This window comes from Neobacillus sp. SAB-20_R2A (genome assembly GCF_049568635.1).
Taxonomy (GTDB): Bacteria; Bacillota; Bacilli; order Bacillales; family Cytobacillaceae; genus Neobacillus; species Neobacillus citreus.
Map to the genome: position 1 here is coordinate 5,728,692 of NZ_CP145895.1, position 18,033 is coordinate 5,746,724.

18 protein-coding genes are annotated in these 18,033 nt (G+C 45.6%); 1 reads left to right on the forward strand and 17 read right to left on the reverse strand.

Annotated elements, in window-relative coordinates; all coding sequences use genetic code 11:
• Window positions 1-68: 68 nt before the first annotated feature.
• The 14 genes from V5M37_RS27985 to V5M37_RS28050 all read right to left on the reverse strand — a co-directional run bounded on the left by V5M37_RS27985 (window position 69) and on the right by V5M37_RS28050 (window position 14,213).
• The gene (locus V5M37_RS27985) at window positions 69-1,112 is read right to left on the reverse strand and encodes an L-threonylcarbamoyladenylate synthase (protein WP_423802694.1); all 1,044 of its coding nucleotides are present in this window, start codon (window positions 1,110-1,112) and stop codon (window positions 69-71) included.
• Window positions 1,113-1,298: 186 nt separating this feature from the next.
• A complete protein-coding gene (locus tag V5M37_RS27990) occupies window positions 1,299-1,745 on the reverse strand; it encodes a GNAT family N-acetyltransferase (protein ID WP_423800119.1) in 447 nt (148 codons plus the stop codon).
• A 554-nt stretch (window positions 1,746-2,299) separates the two neighbouring features.
• Window positions 2,300-3,256, reverse strand: coding sequence for a stage II sporulation protein R (gene spoIIR, locus V5M37_RS27995; RefSeq protein ID WP_423800120.1), 957 nt, complete (start codon window positions 3,254-3,256; stop codon window positions 2,300-2,302).
• A gap of 105 nt (window positions 3,257-3,361) precedes the next feature.
• Complete coding sequence (gene prmC / locus V5M37_RS28000; RefSeq protein WP_423800121.1) at window positions 3,362-4,231, reverse strand: peptide chain release factor N(5)-glutamine methyltransferase; 870 nt, start codon at window positions 4,229-4,231, stop codon at window positions 3,362-3,364.
• Window positions 4,224-5,297 (reverse strand): peptide chain release factor 1, encoded by a 1,074-nt coding sequence (gene prfA / locus V5M37_RS28005; protein ID WP_423800122.1) that lies wholly within the window; start codon window positions 5,295-5,297, stop codon window positions 4,224-4,226. Before prfA ends, prmC begins: the two co-directional genes overlap by 8 nt.
• A gap of 628 nt (window positions 5,298-5,925) precedes the next feature.
• Window positions 5,926-6,390, reverse strand: a complete 465-nt coding sequence (locus V5M37_RS28010; protein WP_423800123.1) for a hypothetical protein — start codon at window positions 6,388-6,390, stop codon at window positions 5,926-5,928.
• Between the two features lie 240 nt (window positions 6,391-6,630).
• Complete coding sequence (locus V5M37_RS28015) at window positions 6,631-7,242, reverse strand: thymidine kinase (protein WP_213147964.1); 612 nt, start codon at window positions 7,240-7,242, stop codon at window positions 6,631-6,633.
• A gap of 122 nt (window positions 7,243-7,364) precedes the next feature.
• Complete coding sequence (gene rpmE, locus V5M37_RS28020; protein ID WP_423800124.1) at window positions 7,365-7,574, reverse strand: 50S ribosomal protein L31; 210 nt, start codon at window positions 7,572-7,574, stop codon at window positions 7,365-7,367.
• Between the two features lie 202 nt (window positions 7,575-7,776).
• Window positions 7,777-9,042 carry a transcription termination factor Rho gene (rho, locus tag V5M37_RS28025; protein WP_213147962.1) on the reverse strand — a complete coding sequence of 422 codons (1,266 nt, stop codon included), beginning with the start codon at window positions 9,040-9,042 and terminating at the stop codon, window positions 7,777-7,779.
• Window positions 9,043-9,333: 291 nt separating this feature from the next.
• Complete coding sequence (glpX, locus tag V5M37_RS28030; protein WP_213147961.1) at window positions 9,334-10,293, reverse strand: class II fructose-bisphosphatase; 960 nt, start codon at window positions 10,291-10,293, stop codon at window positions 9,334-9,336.
• A gap of 58 nt (window positions 10,294-10,351) precedes the next feature.
• Entirely contained in the window at window positions 10,352-11,638 is a 1,287-nt protein-coding gene (locus tag V5M37_RS28035; protein WP_378586571.1) for a UDP-N-acetylglucosamine 1-carboxyvinyltransferase, read from the reverse strand.
• Window positions 11,639-11,972: 334 nt separating this feature from the next.
• Window positions 11,973-12,623, reverse strand: a complete 651-nt coding sequence (fsa, locus tag V5M37_RS28040; protein ID WP_423800125.1) for a fructose-6-phosphate aldolase — start codon at window positions 12,621-12,623, stop codon at window positions 11,973-11,975.
• 106 nt (window positions 12,624-12,729) lie between these two features.
• Complete coding sequence (locus V5M37_RS28045) at window positions 12,730-13,584, reverse strand: class II fructose-bisphosphate aldolase (protein ID WP_423800126.1); 855 nt, start codon at window positions 13,582-13,584, stop codon at window positions 12,730-12,732.
• A 257-nt stretch (window positions 13,585-13,841) separates the two neighbouring features.
• On the reverse strand, window positions 13,842-14,213 hold the full coding sequence (locus tag V5M37_RS28050) for a response regulator (protein ID WP_213117113.1): 372 nt from the start codon (window positions 14,211-14,213) through the stop codon (window positions 13,842-13,844).
• Window positions 14,214-14,394: 181 nt separating this feature from the next.
• Here V5M37_RS28050 and V5M37_RS28055 point away from each other — a divergent pair, with 181 nt between their 5' ends.
• Complete coding sequence (locus V5M37_RS28055) at window positions 14,395-14,925, forward strand: DUF2529 domain-containing protein (protein WP_423800127.1); 531 nt, start codon at window positions 14,395-14,397, stop codon at window positions 14,923-14,925.
• A gap of 220 nt (window positions 14,926-15,145) precedes the next feature.
• Here V5M37_RS28055 and V5M37_RS28060 read toward each other — a convergent pair whose 3' ends face one another.
• The 3 genes from V5M37_RS28060 to V5M37_RS28070 all read right to left on the reverse strand — a co-directional run bounded on the left by V5M37_RS28060 (window position 15,146) and on the right by V5M37_RS28070 (window position 17,928).
• The gene (locus V5M37_RS28060; protein WP_423800128.1) at window positions 15,146-16,741 is read right to left on the reverse strand and encodes a CTP synthase; all 1,596 of its coding nucleotides are present in this window, start codon (window positions 16,739-16,741) and stop codon (window positions 15,146-15,148) included.
• A 265-nt stretch (window positions 16,742-17,006) separates the two neighbouring features.
• Window positions 17,007-17,597 (reverse strand): DNA-directed RNA polymerase subunit delta, encoded by a 591-nt coding sequence (gene rpoE, locus V5M37_RS28065; RefSeq protein ID WP_423800129.1) that lies wholly within the window; start codon window positions 17,595-17,597, stop codon window positions 17,007-17,009.
• Window positions 17,598-17,730: 133 nt separating this feature from the next.
• On the reverse strand, window positions 17,731-17,928 hold the full coding sequence (locus V5M37_RS28070; RefSeq protein ID WP_423800130.1) for a hypothetical protein: 198 nt from the start codon (window positions 17,926-17,928) through the stop codon (window positions 17,731-17,733).
• Window positions 17,929-18,033 lie beyond the last annotated feature (105 nt).

The window sequence follows — 18,033 nt, forward strand, 5'->3', positions numbered from 1 at the left end:
AGCGGAAAGCCCTTTTTAAAAAAAGACCAGCCCTCCATTTAAGGAGAACTGGTCTAGATGGTTATTTTTTATTCCTTGATCACTTTATTCCCGGCCGCCTTTTCCAACCGGTTCATAATGGCATATCCCACGCCTTCATACGGGAACATTTCGCTGAAAATCACATCGACCTGCTGCTCATTGAATCGACGCAAAACATCGTAAAGCGCAGCTGCGACGGTCTCGAGTTCAGCGCGTCTTCCACAGGTGAGGACGACTTCGGCTTCGTACTCGTCCGCATGCTCCTCTGTCGTCAGCACCCCGACACGCAAACCTTCCGCACGTTTTTCGGCAACAAGCCTCTGCAAAAATTCCCGGGTGCCTGACACCAAATAGAGCGGCGCATTTGGCGCGTAGTGTCGGTACTTCATACCTGGCGCCTTCGGTTTTGCCGCTTCATTTTTTAAAGCCGGGTCGATGTGGACCTCTCCTATTACCGCCTCAAGCTGCTCCTTGGTCACCCCGCCTGGCCTTAATATGACCGGAAAGGTTTCCGTACAGTCGATGACAGTTGATTCGACACCGACTCCGGTCGGACCTCCGTCCACCACGCCGGCAATTTTTCCTTCAAGATCATCAAGGACATGCCCGGCTGTTGTCGGGCTCGGTTTCCCTGAGGAATTCGCACTTGGTGCGGCAATCGGCAGCCCGCAAGTTCGGAGCAGCGCCAGCGCTACCGGGTGGTCCGGCATCCGCACTCCAACCGTCGTGAGGCCAGCGGTTGCTTTTTCCGAAAGCACGCCTTCCTTCATTTTAAAAATAATCGTCAGCGGCCCTGGCCAAAACTTATCCATAAGGATTGCCGCCTTCTCAGGTACCTCCGCAACAAAGCGGTTCAACTGTTCCTGTTCAGCAATGTGGATAATCAGGGGATTATCCGCAGGCCGCCCCTTTGCTGCAAAAATTTTCGCGACAGCCTCATCATTCTCGGCATTCCCGGCCAACCCATAAACTGTCTCCGTTGGCATCGCGACGACTTCATTTTCCTTTAAAAAATGTGCGGCATCCACAATATGTGGATTACTTTCTAAATTATCCACATACTTATCCACTTTCCAAACTTTTGTGTTCATGTTATCCACCTTCAAAACCTATCTCGTTTTTTATCGAATTTTGACGAATTTCGGCGTATAAACTCATATTTTTCGCATGATACGTTTGAAAGTATAAAAGAAGGCAGACCTAAACACAAGTGATATCCACAAATTGTGCATAACTTACCCGAAAAAGTGGATAACTTTGGCGATATATCCACAATATTATATCGTTAGTCTCAAAAACAACGAGTTATCCACATTTAAAACGTGCCGAATGTGCTCAGATTGATAAAACCCGACCGGCAGTTCCCCGCGCCCAATCTTCTCAAACCCCATCAGTTCAAAAAACGGCAACGCCGCCCCCTTATTTGTGGCCAAAAACAAGCTTTCCATTCCCTTTTCTTTAGCGAGCTTCACCATTTGGTCAAACAGAACGAAGATTTCCTTTTCAGCTTGCCCCGCCGTGACCACCAACGATCGCAGCAGCCCAAACTGTTCACAAACCTCCATTCCAAGCGATCCGACCAGCTCTTCCTGCTCGTCCTCTAGCAGCAAAAACCATTCTATCGTTTCTTCGCTGAGTCCATCCGTCCCAAGATTAGCCCTCGTAAGAAAGCTTTTCAGCCTGTCCAAATCCCCTTTAGTCGCCTTGCGAATCAACGCCTGCATCCCATCCACCCCATTTTTCAGATTCTACTCTATGAATATGAAAAAATAGAAAAAGTAGAACAGGTTGGGGCTATTTCTAGCATATTTTTTGGACATTCGGACCTAGGAGAGAGAGTATGGGGACAACTCCTTTCAATTTTTAATCAGGAATATCCGGATCAGTTCACCTTCGGACAGAATAGCTTAAAAAAGCGGCAGAAGTGTCCGAACCAATCCAACCTTCGGACAGAATCACTTGAAAAAGCGGCAGAAGTGTCCGAACCAATCCAACCTTCGGACAGAATCACTTGAAAAAGCGGCAGAAGTGTCCGAATCAGTCCAATCTTCGGACAGAATCACTTGAAAAAGTGACAGAAGAGTCCGAACCAGTCCAACCTTCGGACAGAATCACTTGAAAAAGCGGCAGAAGTGTCCGAACCAGTCCAACCTTCGGACAGAATCACTTGAAAAAGCGGTAGAAGTGTCCGAAACAATGCAATCTTCGGACAAAACCGCTTGAAAAAGAAGAGGAGGTGGCCTCATAAGCACAAAAAAACAGCCCCCTCAAAGAGCTGTTAGTTAAAAAGCTTATTCCACATCTCAACCACAAAGAATTTCACTTTTACTGGCTGCTCGTCCTCCGAAACGTAAACTGGCTTATCCTTCTTTACCGGTTTCTTGACCACAATGTCTTCGGCTTCTTCTGAATCTTGCTCCTCCACCACAGCCGTTTTCATTTTTTCTGATGAACCCTGCTTCTTCACCACAGCCGTTTCCGTTTTTTCAAAATCCCTGCTCTTCATTACCGGTATATCATCATCATTATCCTTAACTGAACGCGTCTCTTCAAAGTCCGGCCTTTGCACCTTTTTTACCTCAGTATTCTCTTTCTGAACAGCTACTTCCTTTTTTCCTTCCACAGACTTTGTTTTCACATCGGACCGCTTCTCTTCCACCTGGGTGACACTAGCTTCCTCTTTCGCTTCCGCAACAGCAGCCGTTTCTTTTTCCTCAAACCCTTCACTGACAGCTACCCCATTTGAAAAATCCAGGAAGCATAGCGGCGGGTACAGCACGCACCACCAGTTCGCCCCTTCACCCGCGCCCAACGTAATTAACACAGCTTGATACTTTCCTGCAGGATACAAAAACTGACCATACAGCTTTGTCGGAAACTGCACCTTGCCAAACTCTACCTTGACCGACTGATCCGAACCCGATTCACGGACCACTTTTTCCCCAATCGCTTGAATCTCCGGTAAATGGCCCTTGATCACCTTCCGAGCCTCTTCCATCGAAGTTAAATCCTGCACCCACAGTGTAATCTGTGCGTTCACTGCATCGCGGACCTTGCGCTTAATCGCCTGATCCTCTTCAAAATCGCTGTTGGCCAAAATCCTTAAGCGAATCGCCTCTCCAGGAATCACAATCGACTCCTTCTGAGCTGCTTCTGTTTTCGGCATATATAAATTTAGCATTGTCGCTAACGATAAAACCACCAAATATCCCCAAACTACCAGTTTCCCTCTCATCTCTAGCACCGTCCCTTCCCTTTGCCTTACCATTGTGGACAAAATGCCAGAATCTTAAACTATTAAATTTTACTATTTTTAAGATACAAAAAAAGCCCCGGGTCCTCAGCCCCCGAAGCCAATCTCAGCAAACACCATCCGGTCCTTGCCGTTAATATCATTCACTACTTCAACCAAAACATTCTCAAATGCTTTTCGAAAAAGCTCCGCTACCGCTTCGCCCTGACCGGCCCCAATCTCGAAACATACCAGCGCGCCCGGCGCGAGCACCTGCGGAAGCTCCACCATAAAGCGGCGGTAAAAATCGAGTCCGTCCGCGCCTGCGAAGAGTGCCCGGTGCGGCTCGTGATCAGTAACCACCTCGGACATGCTCTCAATGTCAGCAACCGGAATATACGGCGGATTTGACACCACTACATTTAGCTTCTCACCGGCCGCTATAAACGGCTGCAACAAGTCACCCTGGATGAATTGGACCTCTGCCCCAAGCAGGCGGGCATTCTCCTTCGCCACCTCCAAAGAGGATTCAGCAATATCTGTAGCAGTTACTTTTAAAGACGGCTGTTCCAGCTTTAAGCTAATAGCAATTGCCCCACTACCTGTTCCAATATCAGCAAGCCTAATTTCCTCGCGCTCACTAAATAGCCGGCCGATCCGCTGCAATGTCCCGTAAACAAGCTCCTCTGTCTCTGGCCTTGGAATGAGCACTTCTGGAGTAACAACAAAAGTACGCCCGTAGAACTCCTCCGTGCCAATAATATATTGCACCGGAACCCCGGATGCGTGTTCGCGGACCGCTTTTTCAAAAAGCTCCCACACTTCAGGCTCCAGCTCCTCGCGCACATTCGCAAACAGCTGCGACCGCGTCATCCCAGTAAAATGCCGAAGCAGCAATTCCCCCGCATTCTCATCCCGTCCTGCTTCAACTAAAAAAGAAGAAGCCCATTTCAGAGCTTCGAATACCTTTTTACTCATTTGATGCATTTTCCAATCTTCTCGCTTGATCATCGAGCACCAATGCCTCAATTATCTCATCCAGCTTGCCCTCAATAATCTGATCCAGCTTTTGAATCGTTAAACCGATCCGGTGGTCAGTCACCCGGTTTTGCGGATAGTTGTAAGTCCGAATCCGCTCGGAACGATCACCTGAACCAACTGCAGATTTCCGCACTTGGTCATACTCAGCTTGGGCTTCCTGCTGGAATTTATCGTAAACCCGTGCACGCAGAATTTTCATCGCTTTATCCTTGTTCTTATGCTGCGAACGTTCGTCCTGAGAGGTTGCGACAATACCGGTTGGAATGTGAGTCAAACGAACCGCTGACATTGTGGTGTTAACGCTCTGTCCGCCCGCACCGCTTGATGCAAACGTATCAAAACGGATGTCTTTATCATGAATCTCAATATCAAATTCTTCGACTTCCGGCAGTGCTGCCACCGTAGCAGTTGAAGTGTGAATTCGGCCGCCAGACTCGGTTTCCGGTACACGCTGCACCCGATGCGCGCCATTTTCAAATTTTAATTTGGAAAACGCGCCATGGCCTGAAATCATGAAAATAATCTCTTTAAAGCCGCCAAGTCCAGTCTCGTTGGCATCAATCACTTCCGTCTTCCAGCCCTGCGCTTCCGCATATCGTGAGTACATGCGATATAGCGTACCGGCAAACAATGCCGCTTCTTCGCCGCCCGCTGCGCCGCGGATTTCCATGATAACGTTCTTGTCATCGTTCGGGTCCTTCGGAACAAGCAAGATTTTTAACTTACCTTCAAGCTCTTCAATCTGCGCCTCAAGCTCACTGACCTCTTCTTTAACCATTTCGCGCATTTCCGCATCCAGCTTGTCCTCAAGCATCACCTTTGCGTCCTGCAGCTGAGATTTTGCATCCTTATACTGGCGGTACGCTTGCACAGTCTCCTGCAGGTCCGCCTGTTCCTTCGAATAATCACGAAGCTTTTTAGAATCATTTATAATTTCCGGATCACTTAACAGCTCATTGAGCCTTTCGAAGCGGTCCTCCACCGATTGTAGACGATCAAACACAGTCATTCACCTCAAATTAAATTCAAAACTTCTATCTAAACACCCGCAACACCGGGCCGAAAATTGTCCATAACATTCTAATTATAGTATAGCTAAAAACCCGCGTCAATGTGATGCATGGGGACGGTTCTTGTGCCTCACAAATCGATGCACAGGTGATGCACAGGGACGGTTCTCATGCATCACAATTTCTGTATCGTATCCGAATTGAAACTCCAGGAAAGTAAAATAGGAAATTTAGAAAGTATTTGTTCAAAAAATGTAAGTAAAACCGGCAAATTGGAAAGTACCCACTCTGAATTGGAAAGTAAACGTCCCCTATCGGAAAGTATATCCAAATAACTGGTAATTTAGATGCGCGGGTAAGGTTCTCGTGCATCTAAAGGATGCAAAAGAGGCACTTCCAATACAAGAATTGTGTTAGTTGGCGAGTAAATTTTAAAAGTTGGCGAGTAAATAGATAAAAATGACGAGTAAATTTAAAATTTGGGCGAGTAAACCGCCAAATCAGGCGAGTAAGTTATTTTTTTTAAAAAAACCCCTTATTTAACTCTATAAAATACCTCTAAAATCTCCAAATATACACATCACATCAAAAAAACATGCCCTGGTCCCCAGAGCATGCCCATTATCTCCTATCTTCCTGTACATTAACCTCAATATTATAACGCGGCAACGCACGCATCAGCTTCTTATGCAGCCTAGCCTCCGCATCCCGTTTATCACCACTAGAAAGCATCCCTTTTTTGTAAACCTTCACCCACATTCTGTCCCCATTAATCCAAACAGAATCCGTCACAAATTCGTGCGTATCGGCAATCACCTGCTTTGCCTTGGCTATATCGTTGCCCTGGTTGTTAGCACCGGCTTCGCTGCCGCTTCCGGTCCCTGTCAAGTCAAGGAAGTTTGGGTTTTGGTTGGTCACATCGTCCTCGACCATATGCTGGTCGTTGATATCATGATTGGACACAAGATTCCTCGTCTGTCGGTCGCCGCGCAAGTCATTAGCCGCATCATCATCAGCACTACGGCCATTTTGGCAGCCCGTCGCCAACAAAAGCATGACACCGACAAGAAACATCCACTTTTTCATCGAATTACACCTCCATGGTACTAGCATGCCCTGCCACACGCAGCCATCCCCGAGTGAATTCTTTCCAACCTTAAACACAATCTTAATACAGCAAAAGGTGACAGGCACCTTTACGAAATTTCACATAAATACCTGTCACTCCATCCAGCCATTGCCGCCGGCCTCCTAAAAACAACAAAAAGGTGCCCGGCACCACGCGAACATGGCAGCACTGACACCCTTCAAAAATAAAACCTAAACTTATACGCCCTCTTCAACCGCCTGGCGCACCGCCGCAGTCCTAGGCACTTCATGATGATGACGACAGCGCGGCTCATACGCTTCCGAGGCACCAACCAAAATCACCGGATCATGGTAGGAAGCCGGATGTCCGTCAATCAAACGCTGCGTCCTGCTTGCCGGTGATCCGCAAACAGCACAAACAGCCTGCAGCTTTGTCACTGACTCGGCAATCGCCATCAGCTTCGGCATCTGTCCGAACGCCTCACCGCGGAAATCCTGATCAAGCCCCGCGACAATCACGCGATGGCCGGAATCCGCCAGCTGCTGGACAACTCTTACGATGCCTTCATCGAAAAACTGTGCTTCATCAATTGCGACAATATCCATATCCGCTTCCACATGATGCAAAATCTCAATCGAATGGGAAATCGGCTTCGCCTCAAAAGAAGTGCCATTATGGGAAACAACAGACTGGTCATGATAGCGATTATCGATTTTCGGTTTAAATACAGCTATTTTTTGTTTAGCAAACTGGGCACGCCGCACGCGCCGAATTAACTCCTCTGATTTTCCAGAAAACATACTGCCGCAGATAACCTCAACCCATCCGCTTTGCGTCATAACATACATTAACGGCGTCTCCTTCCTCAAACGAAACCATCTCTATTTATCATATACAAAATCATATTTTTATTATTAGCCAATAAAAAACAGGCAAGCCAATGTTGCATCTTGCCTGTCTTTTGCGCGAATTATTGTTGATTCTTAAGACCGTATTTTTTGTTGAAACGGTCAACACGTCCGCCTGCTTCAGCGAATTTTTGACGACCAGTATAGAATGGGTGGCACTCAGAGCAAGTCTCAACGCGGATCTCGTTCTTTACAGAACCGCTTTCGAAAGTGTTGCCGCATGCGCAAGTCACCATTACTGTTTTAAAATTTGGATGAATTCCTGCTTTCATTCTTTTCATCTCCTTCCGCCCTGAATCATTCGAAACAGAGTTATATACAGTGCTTGTCTTAACAAGTCACAGAATTACAAAAAACACACTGACCACATTATAACAGCCAGACTAATTGTTTGCAAGCTGGGATTTTCAGCCTTTTTGAAAAAACAAAACCAAAATATCGGGTTCGCTCGAGACCTCGCCCCAAACTCAAAACCTAAGAGCGGCGCGCCTTAAGCTCCTCACCAAGCTGATCGAAAAACTCCTGGTTGGACTTCGTCTGACGTAACTTTTTCAAGAAGCGCTCGGCAAAATCTGGGGAATCTGACATTGATTTGCGAATCGCCCATAACTTATCCAAGTGATCCTTCGGAATAAGAAGCTCTTCCTTACGCGTACCGGAACGACGGATATCAAGCGCAGGGAACACGCGGCGTTCTGCCAGCTGTCTGTCAAGGTGCAGTTCCATGTTACCGGTACCTTTAAATTCTTCATAAATGACGTCATCCATACGCGAACCGGTGTCAACCAGCGCCGTTGCAAGGATCGTCAAGCTGCCGCCTTCTTCAATGTTACGGGCCGCACCAAAGAAACGCTTCGGACGGTGGAACGCTGCCGGGTCAATACCACCGGACAATGTCCGGCCGCTTGGCGGAATCACTAGGTTATAAGCACGAGCCAAACGCGTAATACTATCCATCAAGATAACAACGTCGCGTTTGTGCTCAACAAGACGCATTGCTCGGTCCAAAACAAGCTCAGCGACCTTGATATGGTTCTCGGGAACCTCATCAAACGTCGAGCTGACTACATCACCGGCAACGGAACGCTCGATGTCGGTCACCTCTTCCGGACGCTCATCAATCAACAGGACGATTAACTCGACATCAGGGTGGTTTGTGGTAACGCTGTTAGCAATTTCCTTCAGAAGCATTGTTTTACCAGCCTTCGGAGGCGCAACAATCAGACCGCGCTGGCCAAAACCAACTGGTGCCACAAGGTCCATAATCCGGGTTGATAGATGCTTTTGCGTTGTTTCAAGCTTCATCATCCGGTTCGGATATAAAGGCGTTAACGCCGGGAAATAAACGCGTTCCTTCGCAGATTCCGGATCTTCACCGTTAACGGCTTCTACGTGAAGCAATCCGAAATAACGCTCATTTTCCTTCGGAGGACGAACCTTACCGGATACCTTGTCCCCATTGCGGAGGTCGAAACGGCGAATCTGCGATGCCGAAATATAAATATCCTCCGAGCTTGGTGAATAGTTAATTGGGCGCAGGAAGCCGAAGCCTTCTGACTGGATAATTTCCAGAACGCCTTCCATGAAGAAATAGCCCTGCTGCTCGGCACGGGATTTTAAAATCGCAAAAATCAATTCTTTTTTCGTTAATTTGCTGTAATAGGTCACTTTATATTCGCGCGCAAGCTCATAAAGCTCCTTCAGCTTCATATTTTCTAAACTTGAAATCGTTAATTCCAATGTGTACACCACGCTTTTAAATTTTTCCTTCATATCCGCTGTCAATTAGGAGCGAGAAATGATAGTAAGATAATAGAGTTGAGGAAATGAATAGAAGTTGATAGAAATGAATAGATTGGCAGAAAACTTGCATGATAAAACAATCTCTATTTTACCCTCTCAGCGAAAAGTTAATCAACTTATTTTTCAAACATCCCTTATTGGAAATATTTTCTGGAAGGAATCCTCATGGAGAATGGGGAGATTTCTGCAAATTTCGGGTGGTGGAAGGCACCACCCGATGTTCGCTACCTATAGTACTAAATTTGGTTTTTTGTTTAGGCTGTGTCGGCCGTCGATGAAACGAACAGTCCCGGATTTTGCCCGCATAACAACAGAATGGGTCGAAGCATGAGAGCCCTTGAACTGGACACCGCGCAACAGTTCCCCGTCCGTTACGCCTGTTGCCGTAAAGATAGCGTCGTCGCCTTTGACCAAGTCCTCCATACGGAGAATGCGGCTCACGTCTAAGCCCATTTTTTTACAGCGTTCAAGCTCAGCATCATTTTGCGGCAGCAATTTGCCGATCAGTTCACCGCCAAGGCATTTCAAGGCGACTGCTGAAATAACACCCTCAGGTGCACCACCCGAACCGAATAAAATATCAACACCGGTATTATCAAAAGCAGTATTGATGGCCCCAGCCACATCACCGTCATTAATCAGTTTAATGCGGGCACCCGCTTCACGAATTTGGGCAATGATATGCTCGTGGCGCGGACGGTTCAACACAGTCGCAACCACGTCTTGAATGTCTTTATTCTTTGCTTTCGCGACAGCCTTCAGGTTATCAATGACAGGAGCGTCGATATCAATTAACCCAACTGCTTCCGGTCCGACTGCGATTTTTTCCATATACATATCTGGAGCATGGAGCAGGCAGCCATGGTCAGCCACAGCGAGAACAGCTAATGCATTCCAGCCGCCGGACGCCAAAATATTGGTACCTTCAAGCGGGTCAACGGCAACATCGACACGAGGCCCGTAGCCATTCCCAAGCTTTTCTCCAATATAAAGCATTGGCGCTTCGTCCATTTCCCCTTCACCGATGACAACGGTTCCTTTCATCGGAATGGTGTCAAACACATCGCGCATCGCCGAAGTGGCTGCTCCATCTGCTTCGTCTTTTTTACCGCGGCCCATCCAGCGTGCGGAAGCAAGCGCTGCTGCTTCAGTTACCCGGACAAGCTCCATCGTTAAACTTCTTTCCATTGTTCTCCATCCCCCATTTTTTTCTGATGAGACTTCGTTCATTCATAAGTATATCTCATTATGTGTTTTTAAGGTGCTCTAATTCTTCCTGTGTTAATGCCTCCCGCCAGACGGTGGCGCCAAGGCCGTTTAATTTTTCGACCAGGTTGCTGTAGCCGCGGTCGATGTGGTCGAGACCGGTTACTTCGGTGATTCCTTCCGCCATTAGACCGGCAATGAACAGTGCTGCTCCGGCACGAAGGTCGCTCGCCTTGACTTTGGCACCGTGGAGCTGGATCGGTCCGTTGATAATAGCAGAGCGTCCCTCCACTTTAATGTTGGCGTTCATTCTTCTTAATTCATCAATATGCTTAAATCGGGCACCATAAATAGTGTCAGTTACCACACTTGAGCCCGCTGCCTTTGTTAACAGGGCAGTAAATGGCTGCTGCAGGTCGGTTGGAAAGCCCGGATAAACAAGCGTTTTGATATCGACGGCTTTCAGGTTCGAAGGGCCGTTGACAAACACTTGGTCATCGCCGGATTCGATATTCACGCCCATTTCGCGAAGCTTAGCAATCAACGATTCCAAGTGCTGCGGAATCACGTTATCAATCAGCACGCCCTCGCCCATTGCTGCGCCAAGAATCATATAGGTTCCGGCCTCAATCCGGTCTGGAATGATGGTATGGCGGCAGCCATGAAGGCTGTCCACTCCGTCAATCCGGATGACATCGGTACCGGCCCCTTTGATTTTCGCCCCCATATTGGTAAGCAGAGTCGCGACATCAATAATTTCCGGCTCTTTGGCGGCGTTTTCAATTATCGTTCTGCCTTTCGCTCTTACCGCTGCCAGCATGATATTAATCGTTGCTCCGACACTGACGACGTCCAGATAAATCCGGGCGCCGCGAAGCTCGTCCGCGCGCAGATAAATAGCTCCCTGCTCGTTCGTGATTTGGGCACCAAGCGCTTCAAAGCCTTTGATATGCTGGTCAATCGGTCTTGGTCCCAAGTGACAGCCGCCGGGCAGCCCAATCACTGCCTTTTTGAAGCGGCCGAGCATCGCGCCCATTAAATAATAAGAAGCGCGCAGCTTTTTAACTTTGCCATTTGGCAGCGGCATGGAGATCATTGCCGATGGGTCAACCGTCATTTCATCGTCTGTAATATTCACAGTGCCGCCGATTTCCTCAAGCAAGTCCTTTAAAATTTCAACATCGGAAATATCAGGCAGTCCTTCGATTGTAACGGGTGATTCCGCTAAAATCGTCGCAGGTATAAGGGCAACAGCACTATTTTTGGCACCGCTAACCCTTACAGTTCCCTTTAATGGATATCCGCCCGCAATTTTAAGTTTTTCCATTTTCGACTCCCTTCTAAGCCTATATAAAAATTGATTTATCGATTGAATGGAATGGTACTTCTTTGACCGTGACGCAAGTCTGTTTTTCACCGAGCTTTTCTAGCAGACTGCCCGAAAAAAAGCACCTTTAAACCAAAATAAGGCTACAGGTATATTTTTCCAACATTATAAGTCAAATTCCGACAGGTTGTCTAATTTATAGTTTACACGAAAATTATATTTTCATGTATGACAAATAAAAAAATTTACACGAAAATGGAAAAACAGCGGAACCATTATGCCTTTTTTACAGGGATTCCAGCATTTTAAAAAGGCGGAAATTTCCATGAAAATCTTACGCTTCTTGACGGTTATTCCAATCTTTCAAGAAAGCTTCGATCCCTTTGTCTGTTAGTGGATGCTGAGTAAGTCCCATCAATACTTTGTAAGGAATGGTCGCGATATGCGCGCCTCTTAATGCTGCCTCCGTAACATGCAGCGGGTGGCGGATAGACGCCGCGATGATTTCCGTTTTAATGTCATGAACGGCGAAAATGTCAGCAATTGTGGAAATTAAGTCTAAGCCGTTTTGACCGATATCATCCAGTCTTCCCAAGAATGGAGATACATAGGTTGCGCCGGCGCGGGCAGCAAGCAGAGCTTGGTTCGCGTTGAAGATTAAAGTTACGTTTGTTTTAATGCCTTTTTTTGAAAAAGCATGGACCGCTTTCAGGCCATCTGGAGTCATTGGAACTTTGACGGTGATATTTGGTGCGATGGCAGCAAGCTCGAGGCCTTCTTTGATCATGCCTTCTGCATCAAGGGCAATAACTTCCGCGCTGACAGAACCAGGTACAAGGGCGGTAATTTCTCTTAAACGGTCGTGAAAAGAAACACCTTTTTCTTTTGCCACAAGGGATGGGTTTGTGGTAACTCCTGCTAATAAACCAAGGTCATGCGCTTCGCGGATTTCTTCCAGGTTGGCTGTATCAATAAAAAATTTCATGTTGCTCTCCTCCATTTTCGCCTAAATTTTCTATATACTTTGAACACACGGAAACCGCCCTATTGGTAGGGCGGTTTATTTTATCATAACTACAAAAAAGCGCTTCTTAGGCTTTGCCTGAAGAACCGAATTCGCGCATTTTGCCAATTACAGTTTCTTTGATGGCATCGCGAGCAGGTCCCAAGTATTTGCGTGGGTCATACTCGTTTGGTTTAGCAGCTAGCACTTCACGAACTGTTTTTGCAGAAGCAATTTGGTTTTCAGTGTTTACGTTAATTTTTGCAGTTCCAAGTGAAACAGAACGCTGGATGTCCTTTGTTGGGATACCAGTACCACCGTGTAATACTAGTGGCATACCAGTAAGTTTACCGATCTCTTCCATTTCTTTGAAACCAAGATTTGGTTCGCCTTTATAAGGACCGTGTACTGAACCTAATGCAGGAGCTAAACAGTCGATACCTGTGCGTTTAACTAATTCAACACACTCGTTAGCGTCAGCATAGATAATGCTTCCAGAAACGTCGTCCTCTTGTCCGCCAACTGTTCCTAGTTCAGCTTCAACGGAAACACCTTTTGAATGAGCGTAGTCTACTACCTTTTTAGTGATTTCCACGTTCTCTTCAAATGGGTGGTGTGAAGCATCGATCATAACAGATGTAAAACCTGCATCAATTGCTTCTTTACATTTTTCAAAACTTGAACCATGGTCAAGGTGGATAGCCACTGGTACCGTAATTTTATAATCTTCCATTAAGCCTTCTACCATTTTCACAACGGTTTTGAATCCGCCGATGTAACGGCCAGCGCCTTCAGAGACACCAAGAATTACAGGTGAATTCTCTTCTTGAGCAGCTTGAAGAATAGCTTGTGTGAATTCTAAGTTATTGATGTTAAATTGCCCAACAGCATAGCCTTCTGCTTTACCCTTGTTGAGCATTTCTGTCATGGAAACTAATGGCATATCTCTTCCTCCTTAAATTCGGTCGGTATCTTTCAGAAATGAGTTTATCCATATTGATTTTTCCCATCATATGGCTGATTATGTATCGTTTCCAAAAGATAGCAGCCAATCAATTTTTCACTATGTATCATATCAAAAGAAAGTAAGAATTGCTATTAATCTAACAGCGTTTTGTAAAAGTGTCATAATGAAAACGCCGTCATTCCGCTGGATGAAAAAAAGCAAACGATATGACGTTGCTTTTTTTCAAAAATATATTAATTCGTTTTTTGCGGGATATGTTTTCTGACGGCAGCACGAATGTCGTCGATGTCAAACGGCTTGGCAAAGTGGGTGATGGCGCCAAGGTCTTTTGCTTCCTGAATCATGTCCAGTTCGCCGTAAGCGGTCATGATAATGACGCGAATGTCCGGGTCGAGCACTTTCATTCTTTTTAAAATTTCAATCCCGTCCATGCCTGGAATTTTCATATCCAACAGCACGAGGTCCGGGTCATGTGTTTTCACAATCTCCAGCGCCTGCACTCCGTTGGCAGCCTGAAAGGTCTGATACCCTTCTTTTTGAAAAACCTCATTCAATAAAATGCGGATGCCGAACTGGTCGTCAACGATTAAAATTTTCTCCTTCATTCTTCCACCTCTTCCCTCATTTAATAGATTCAATATGTATATATCATTATTAAATTCTCCTCCTTGAGGAAAAAATCCTGCATCATTTTTAGAAACTGAGCATGTTATTTTATGGAAATTTATTTATTTTGGCATTTTTATAAAAAGGTCTATAATATTAGTGCATATGAGGAGGGTTTTTATGTTAAAAATGTTCACTACTCAATTAATGGGTTTATTTAAAAGAATAGAGGAAAAAGAAGAGTTTGCGTTTGAGGATGCGGCCCGCCTGCTTGCCCAGGCCCCTGTCGGCGACGGCTCTATTTATATTTATGGTGAAAAAGAAATGAAGGCTGTTTCAGCTGAAGCGGTGGATGGTGCTGAGCCTTTAAAATCAGCGAGGGCTTTGTCTATGGAGTCTGCGGCTGACCTGGATATCGCCGATCGTGTATTAATTTTCGCGCGGACTTCTACGGATGAGGCTGCTCTGTCGATTGCGGCTCAACTTCAGGAAAAAGGGATTCCGTTTGTGGCTGTTTCCACTGTGATGGATGTTTCTACAGGTGGACTAGCAGAAATTGCTGATGTTCATATTGATTTGCGACTGACAAAGGGCTTGCTGCCGGACGAGTTTGGGAACCGAATTGGCTATCCGTCCTCGATGGCAGCCTTGTTTGTGTACTATGGATTGAAATTTACGATTGAAGAGATCTTGGCGGAATACGAAATGTAAGCGAAACGGTCCTTGTAACGAGGGCCGTTTTAATTTACTCGCCTAAAATTGAAATTTACTCGCCAGATTTCATGATTTACGCGCTCGTTTTTAACTTTTACTCGCCGAATATCACCATTTACTCGCCAAATTCCTCATTTCACTCGCCAACCACCCATTTTTAACCAAAAAACAAAGACCAGTCCCGCGCCCGGATAACTGGTCTTATTATTTCAAAAAATTATTTCTGTAAAGTAGCCTTAATAAAGTCACGGAACAAAGGCTGCGGGCGGTTTGGTCTAGAGATGAATTCCGGATGGAACTGGGATGCCACAAACCATGGGTGATCCTTCAACTCAATGATTTCCACTAAACGGCCGTCTGGGCTTGTCCCTGAGAAGACAAAGCCTGCCTCTTCCATTTCTTGACGATAATGATTGTTGAACTCATAACGATGACGATGGCGCTCGTAAACGACATTATTTTCGTACGCTTCATGGGCTTTTGTTCCCTCAACAACACGGCAAGGGTACAGACCAAGACGTAACGTTCCGCCTAGATCCTCGACATCCTTCTGCTCTGGAAGCAGGTCAATGATCGGATGCTGAGTTTCCGGTACGAACTCAGAAGAATGAGCATCTTTATAGCCAAGCACGTTGCGGGCAAATTCAATGGTCGCCAGCTGCATGCCTAAGCAGATGCCAAGCAATGGCTTTTTGGACTCACGCGCATAGCGGATCGCTTCAATTTTCCCTTCAACACCGCGGTCACCGAAGCCGCCTGGAATCAGCACTCCATCTACCTCATCAAGAAGTTCCGCCACATTTTCGCTAGTCACTTCTTCAGCATTAATCCACTTAATTTCTACATCGGAATCAAACGCGTAACCAGCATGCTTCAACGCTTCAACTACGGAAATATAGGCATCCTGAAGTTCCACGTATTTACCGACTAACCCGATACGAGTCTTATTGGCAAGATTCAACACACGGTCAACTAGTGCTTTCCACTCAGTCATATCCGCTTCCCCAGTTTGCAGCTTCAAATGGTCGCAGACGATTTGGTCCATGTTTTGCTCCTGCAAAGCAAGTGGAATGGAGTATAGCGTATCGGCATCACGGCACTCGATCACTGCTTTTGCATCAATATCGCAGAATAACGCTAGTTTATCTTTCATATCCTGCGAAATTTCCATTTCAGTACGAACAACAATAATATTTGGCTGAATGCCAAGGCTGCGCAGCTCTTTTACGCTGTGCTGGGTTGGCTTTGTCTTCATTTCACCAGCCGCTTTAATATAAGGAACAAGTGAACAGTGAATATACATGACGTTTTCACTGCCAATATCGCTTTTAATTTGGCGGATTGCTTCTAAAAACGGCAGGGACTCGATGTCACCGACAGTACCGCCAATTTCCGTAATTACCACATCGGCATTTGTTTCTTTGCCGGCACGGAAGACACGGTCCTTGATTTCGTTAGTAATGTGCGGAATAACTTGCACGGTTGCGCCAAGATAGTCACCGCGGCGCTCTTTGCGAAGGACAGTGGAATAAATTTTTCCAGTTGTCACGTTGCTGTACTTGTTTACGTTAATGTCGATAAAACGCTCATAGTGGCCCAAATCCAAATCCGTTTCCGCACCATCATCGGTTACGAACACTTCGCCGTGTTGATACGGGCTCATTGTTCCCGGGTCAACGTTGATGTACGGGTCTAATTTTTGAGTGGTCACGCTTAAGCCGCGATTTTTCAATAAGCGTCCTAAAGATGCGGCGGTAATCCCTTTTCCAAGCGATGAAACAACACCGCCAGTTACAAAAATATACTTTGTCATGTAAATATTCCCCCTCAGATACAGTTTGTGCATTATTCAGAATGTTAAAGGGTATTTTTGCAAAAATTATTTTTCTGCTGCTCCAAAAAATAAAAAACCCCATAACAGCTGGGTTTTTATCAAAATAAAAAGCGCTCCTCTTACGCATTGTAAGGGAGCGCGTATACATTCGTTCGAATGGTCCTTTTTAAGGAGCCCAAACAAGATGATACAAGGGGCTGATGAAAAAGTCAAGCCTATTCATCCCGAGATAAGATGTTTAAGATTAGAGATCCTCGTCCTCTTCCTCATCTTCTAGTTCAAGTTCTTCTTCCTCTTCTAGGTCATCTTCAAGTTCTTCATCATCTTCGAATTCAAGTTCTTCGTCATCCTCAAGAACGTCATCTTCATCTTCGAATTCGTCGTCGATTTCATCAATCTCGTCAAGGTTCTCCTCTTCATCGTCAAGGAGATCATCTTCCTCTTCAAAGTCGTCGACATCGTCGTAGTCTTCGTCATCGAGTTCTTCAAATTCGTCGATTTCATCGATATCCTCGTCTTCGACAACCTTCTTCTTCTTCTTCTTCGATTTGACGACTGCGACAACTTCTTCCTCTTGGGTATCAACCGGATACCAAACGCGAAGTCCCCAGCGGTTTTCACCTAAAGTCAAGAACCGGCCATCGATATTTAAATCGGTGTAAAACTGTGCCAGACGAGCACGCATTTCTGATTCAGAAATACCCGCAGCCTTGGTAATTTCCTTCACTAAATCAGCGAAGGCGACTGGCTGCTTACTATTTTTCATAAATTCATAAGCCATTTCGATGAGCGATAACTCTTGCAGCTCCTCTTTTGAGTACATTGCTAAACTCAATATCGGCACTTCCTTTCTCTATTTAACACTCTTAGTAGAGTGAATAACGGCTATTTCAAAGTTTTTCCTTAAAAACGCATATTCCTCATTATAAACAAATTCTAGAGGTTTATGCTAGTTCTAGCTGTTTGTTTTACTTGATTTTTTCCTTTTTTGGCTTCTCTTCATCCTTTTTAATCTGTTCTCTTACTATTTTTAGCTCTTTAAGAGATATGTACAAAAAGAAGATGGCCAGCAACAGGAACGAAACAGCACCTAGTTGCAGTTCATAAAGATAATATAATGGCCAGGCTGTAATTATTAAAACCATGATGATATGATTTACTCTCATAAGCTGACACCTGCCCATAACCTCTGGAGGTAAAATACTATATTGATTATATAGGATATATCATAATATTGGAAAATATTTTTTGAAAATCAAAAAAGGGGGAAG

Coding starts and splice junctions, on each gene's coding strand:
- V5M37_RS27985 (WP_423802694.1), bottom strand. CDS start 1,112: ATGAACACAAAAGTTTGGAAAGTGGATAAGTATGTGGATAATTTAGAA.
- prmC (WP_423800121.1), bottom strand. CDS start 4,231: ATGAGTAAAAAGGTATTCGAAGCTCTGAAATGGGCTTCTTCTTTTTTA.
- spoIIR (WP_423800120.1), bottom strand. CDS start 3,256: ATGAGAGGGAAACTGGTAGTTTGGGGATATTTGGTGGTTTTATCGTTA.
- V5M37_RS28070 (WP_423800130.1), bottom strand. CDS start 17,928: ATGAGAGTAAATCATATCATCATGGTTTTAATAATTACAGCCTGGCCA.
- V5M37_RS28060 (WP_423800128.1), bottom strand. CDS start 16,741: ATGACAAAGTATATTTTTGTAACTGGCGGTGTTGTTTCATCGCTTGGA.
- rpmE (WP_423800124.1), bottom strand. CDS start 7,574: ATGAAAGCAGGAATTCATCCAAATTTTAAAACAGTAATGGTGACTTGC.
- V5M37_RS28050 (WP_213117113.1), bottom strand. CDS start 14,213: ATGAAGGAGAAAATTTTAATCGTTGACGACCAGTTCGGCATCCGCATT.
- fsa (WP_423800125.1), bottom strand. CDS start 12,623: ATGAAATTTTTTATTGATACAGCCAACCTGGAAGAAATCCGCGAAGCG.
- glpX (WP_213147961.1), bottom strand. CDS start 10,293: ATGGAAAGAAGTTTAACGATGGAGCTTGTCCGGGTAACTGAAGCAGCA.
- V5M37_RS27990 (WP_423800119.1), bottom strand. CDS start 1,745: ATGCAGGCGTTGATTCGCAAGGCGACTAAAGGGGATTTGGACAGGCTG.
- V5M37_RS28035 (WP_378586571.1), bottom strand. CDS start 11,638: ATGGAAAAACTTAAAATTGCGGGCGGATATCCATTAAAGGGAACTGTA.
- V5M37_RS28055 (WP_423800127.1), top strand. CDS start 14,395: ATGTTAAAAATGTTCACTACTCAATTAATGGGTTTATTTAAAAGAATA.
- V5M37_RS28045 (WP_423800126.1), bottom strand. CDS start 13,584: ATGCCATTAGTTTCCATGACAGAAATGCTCAACAAGGGTAAAGCAGAA.
- V5M37_RS28010 (WP_423800123.1), bottom strand. CDS start 6,390: ATGAAAAAGTGGATGTTTCTTGTCGGTGTCATGCTTTTGTTGGCGACG.
- V5M37_RS28015 (WP_213147964.1), bottom strand. CDS start 7,242: ATGTATGTTATGACGCAAAGCGGATGGGTTGAGGTTATCTGCGGCAGT.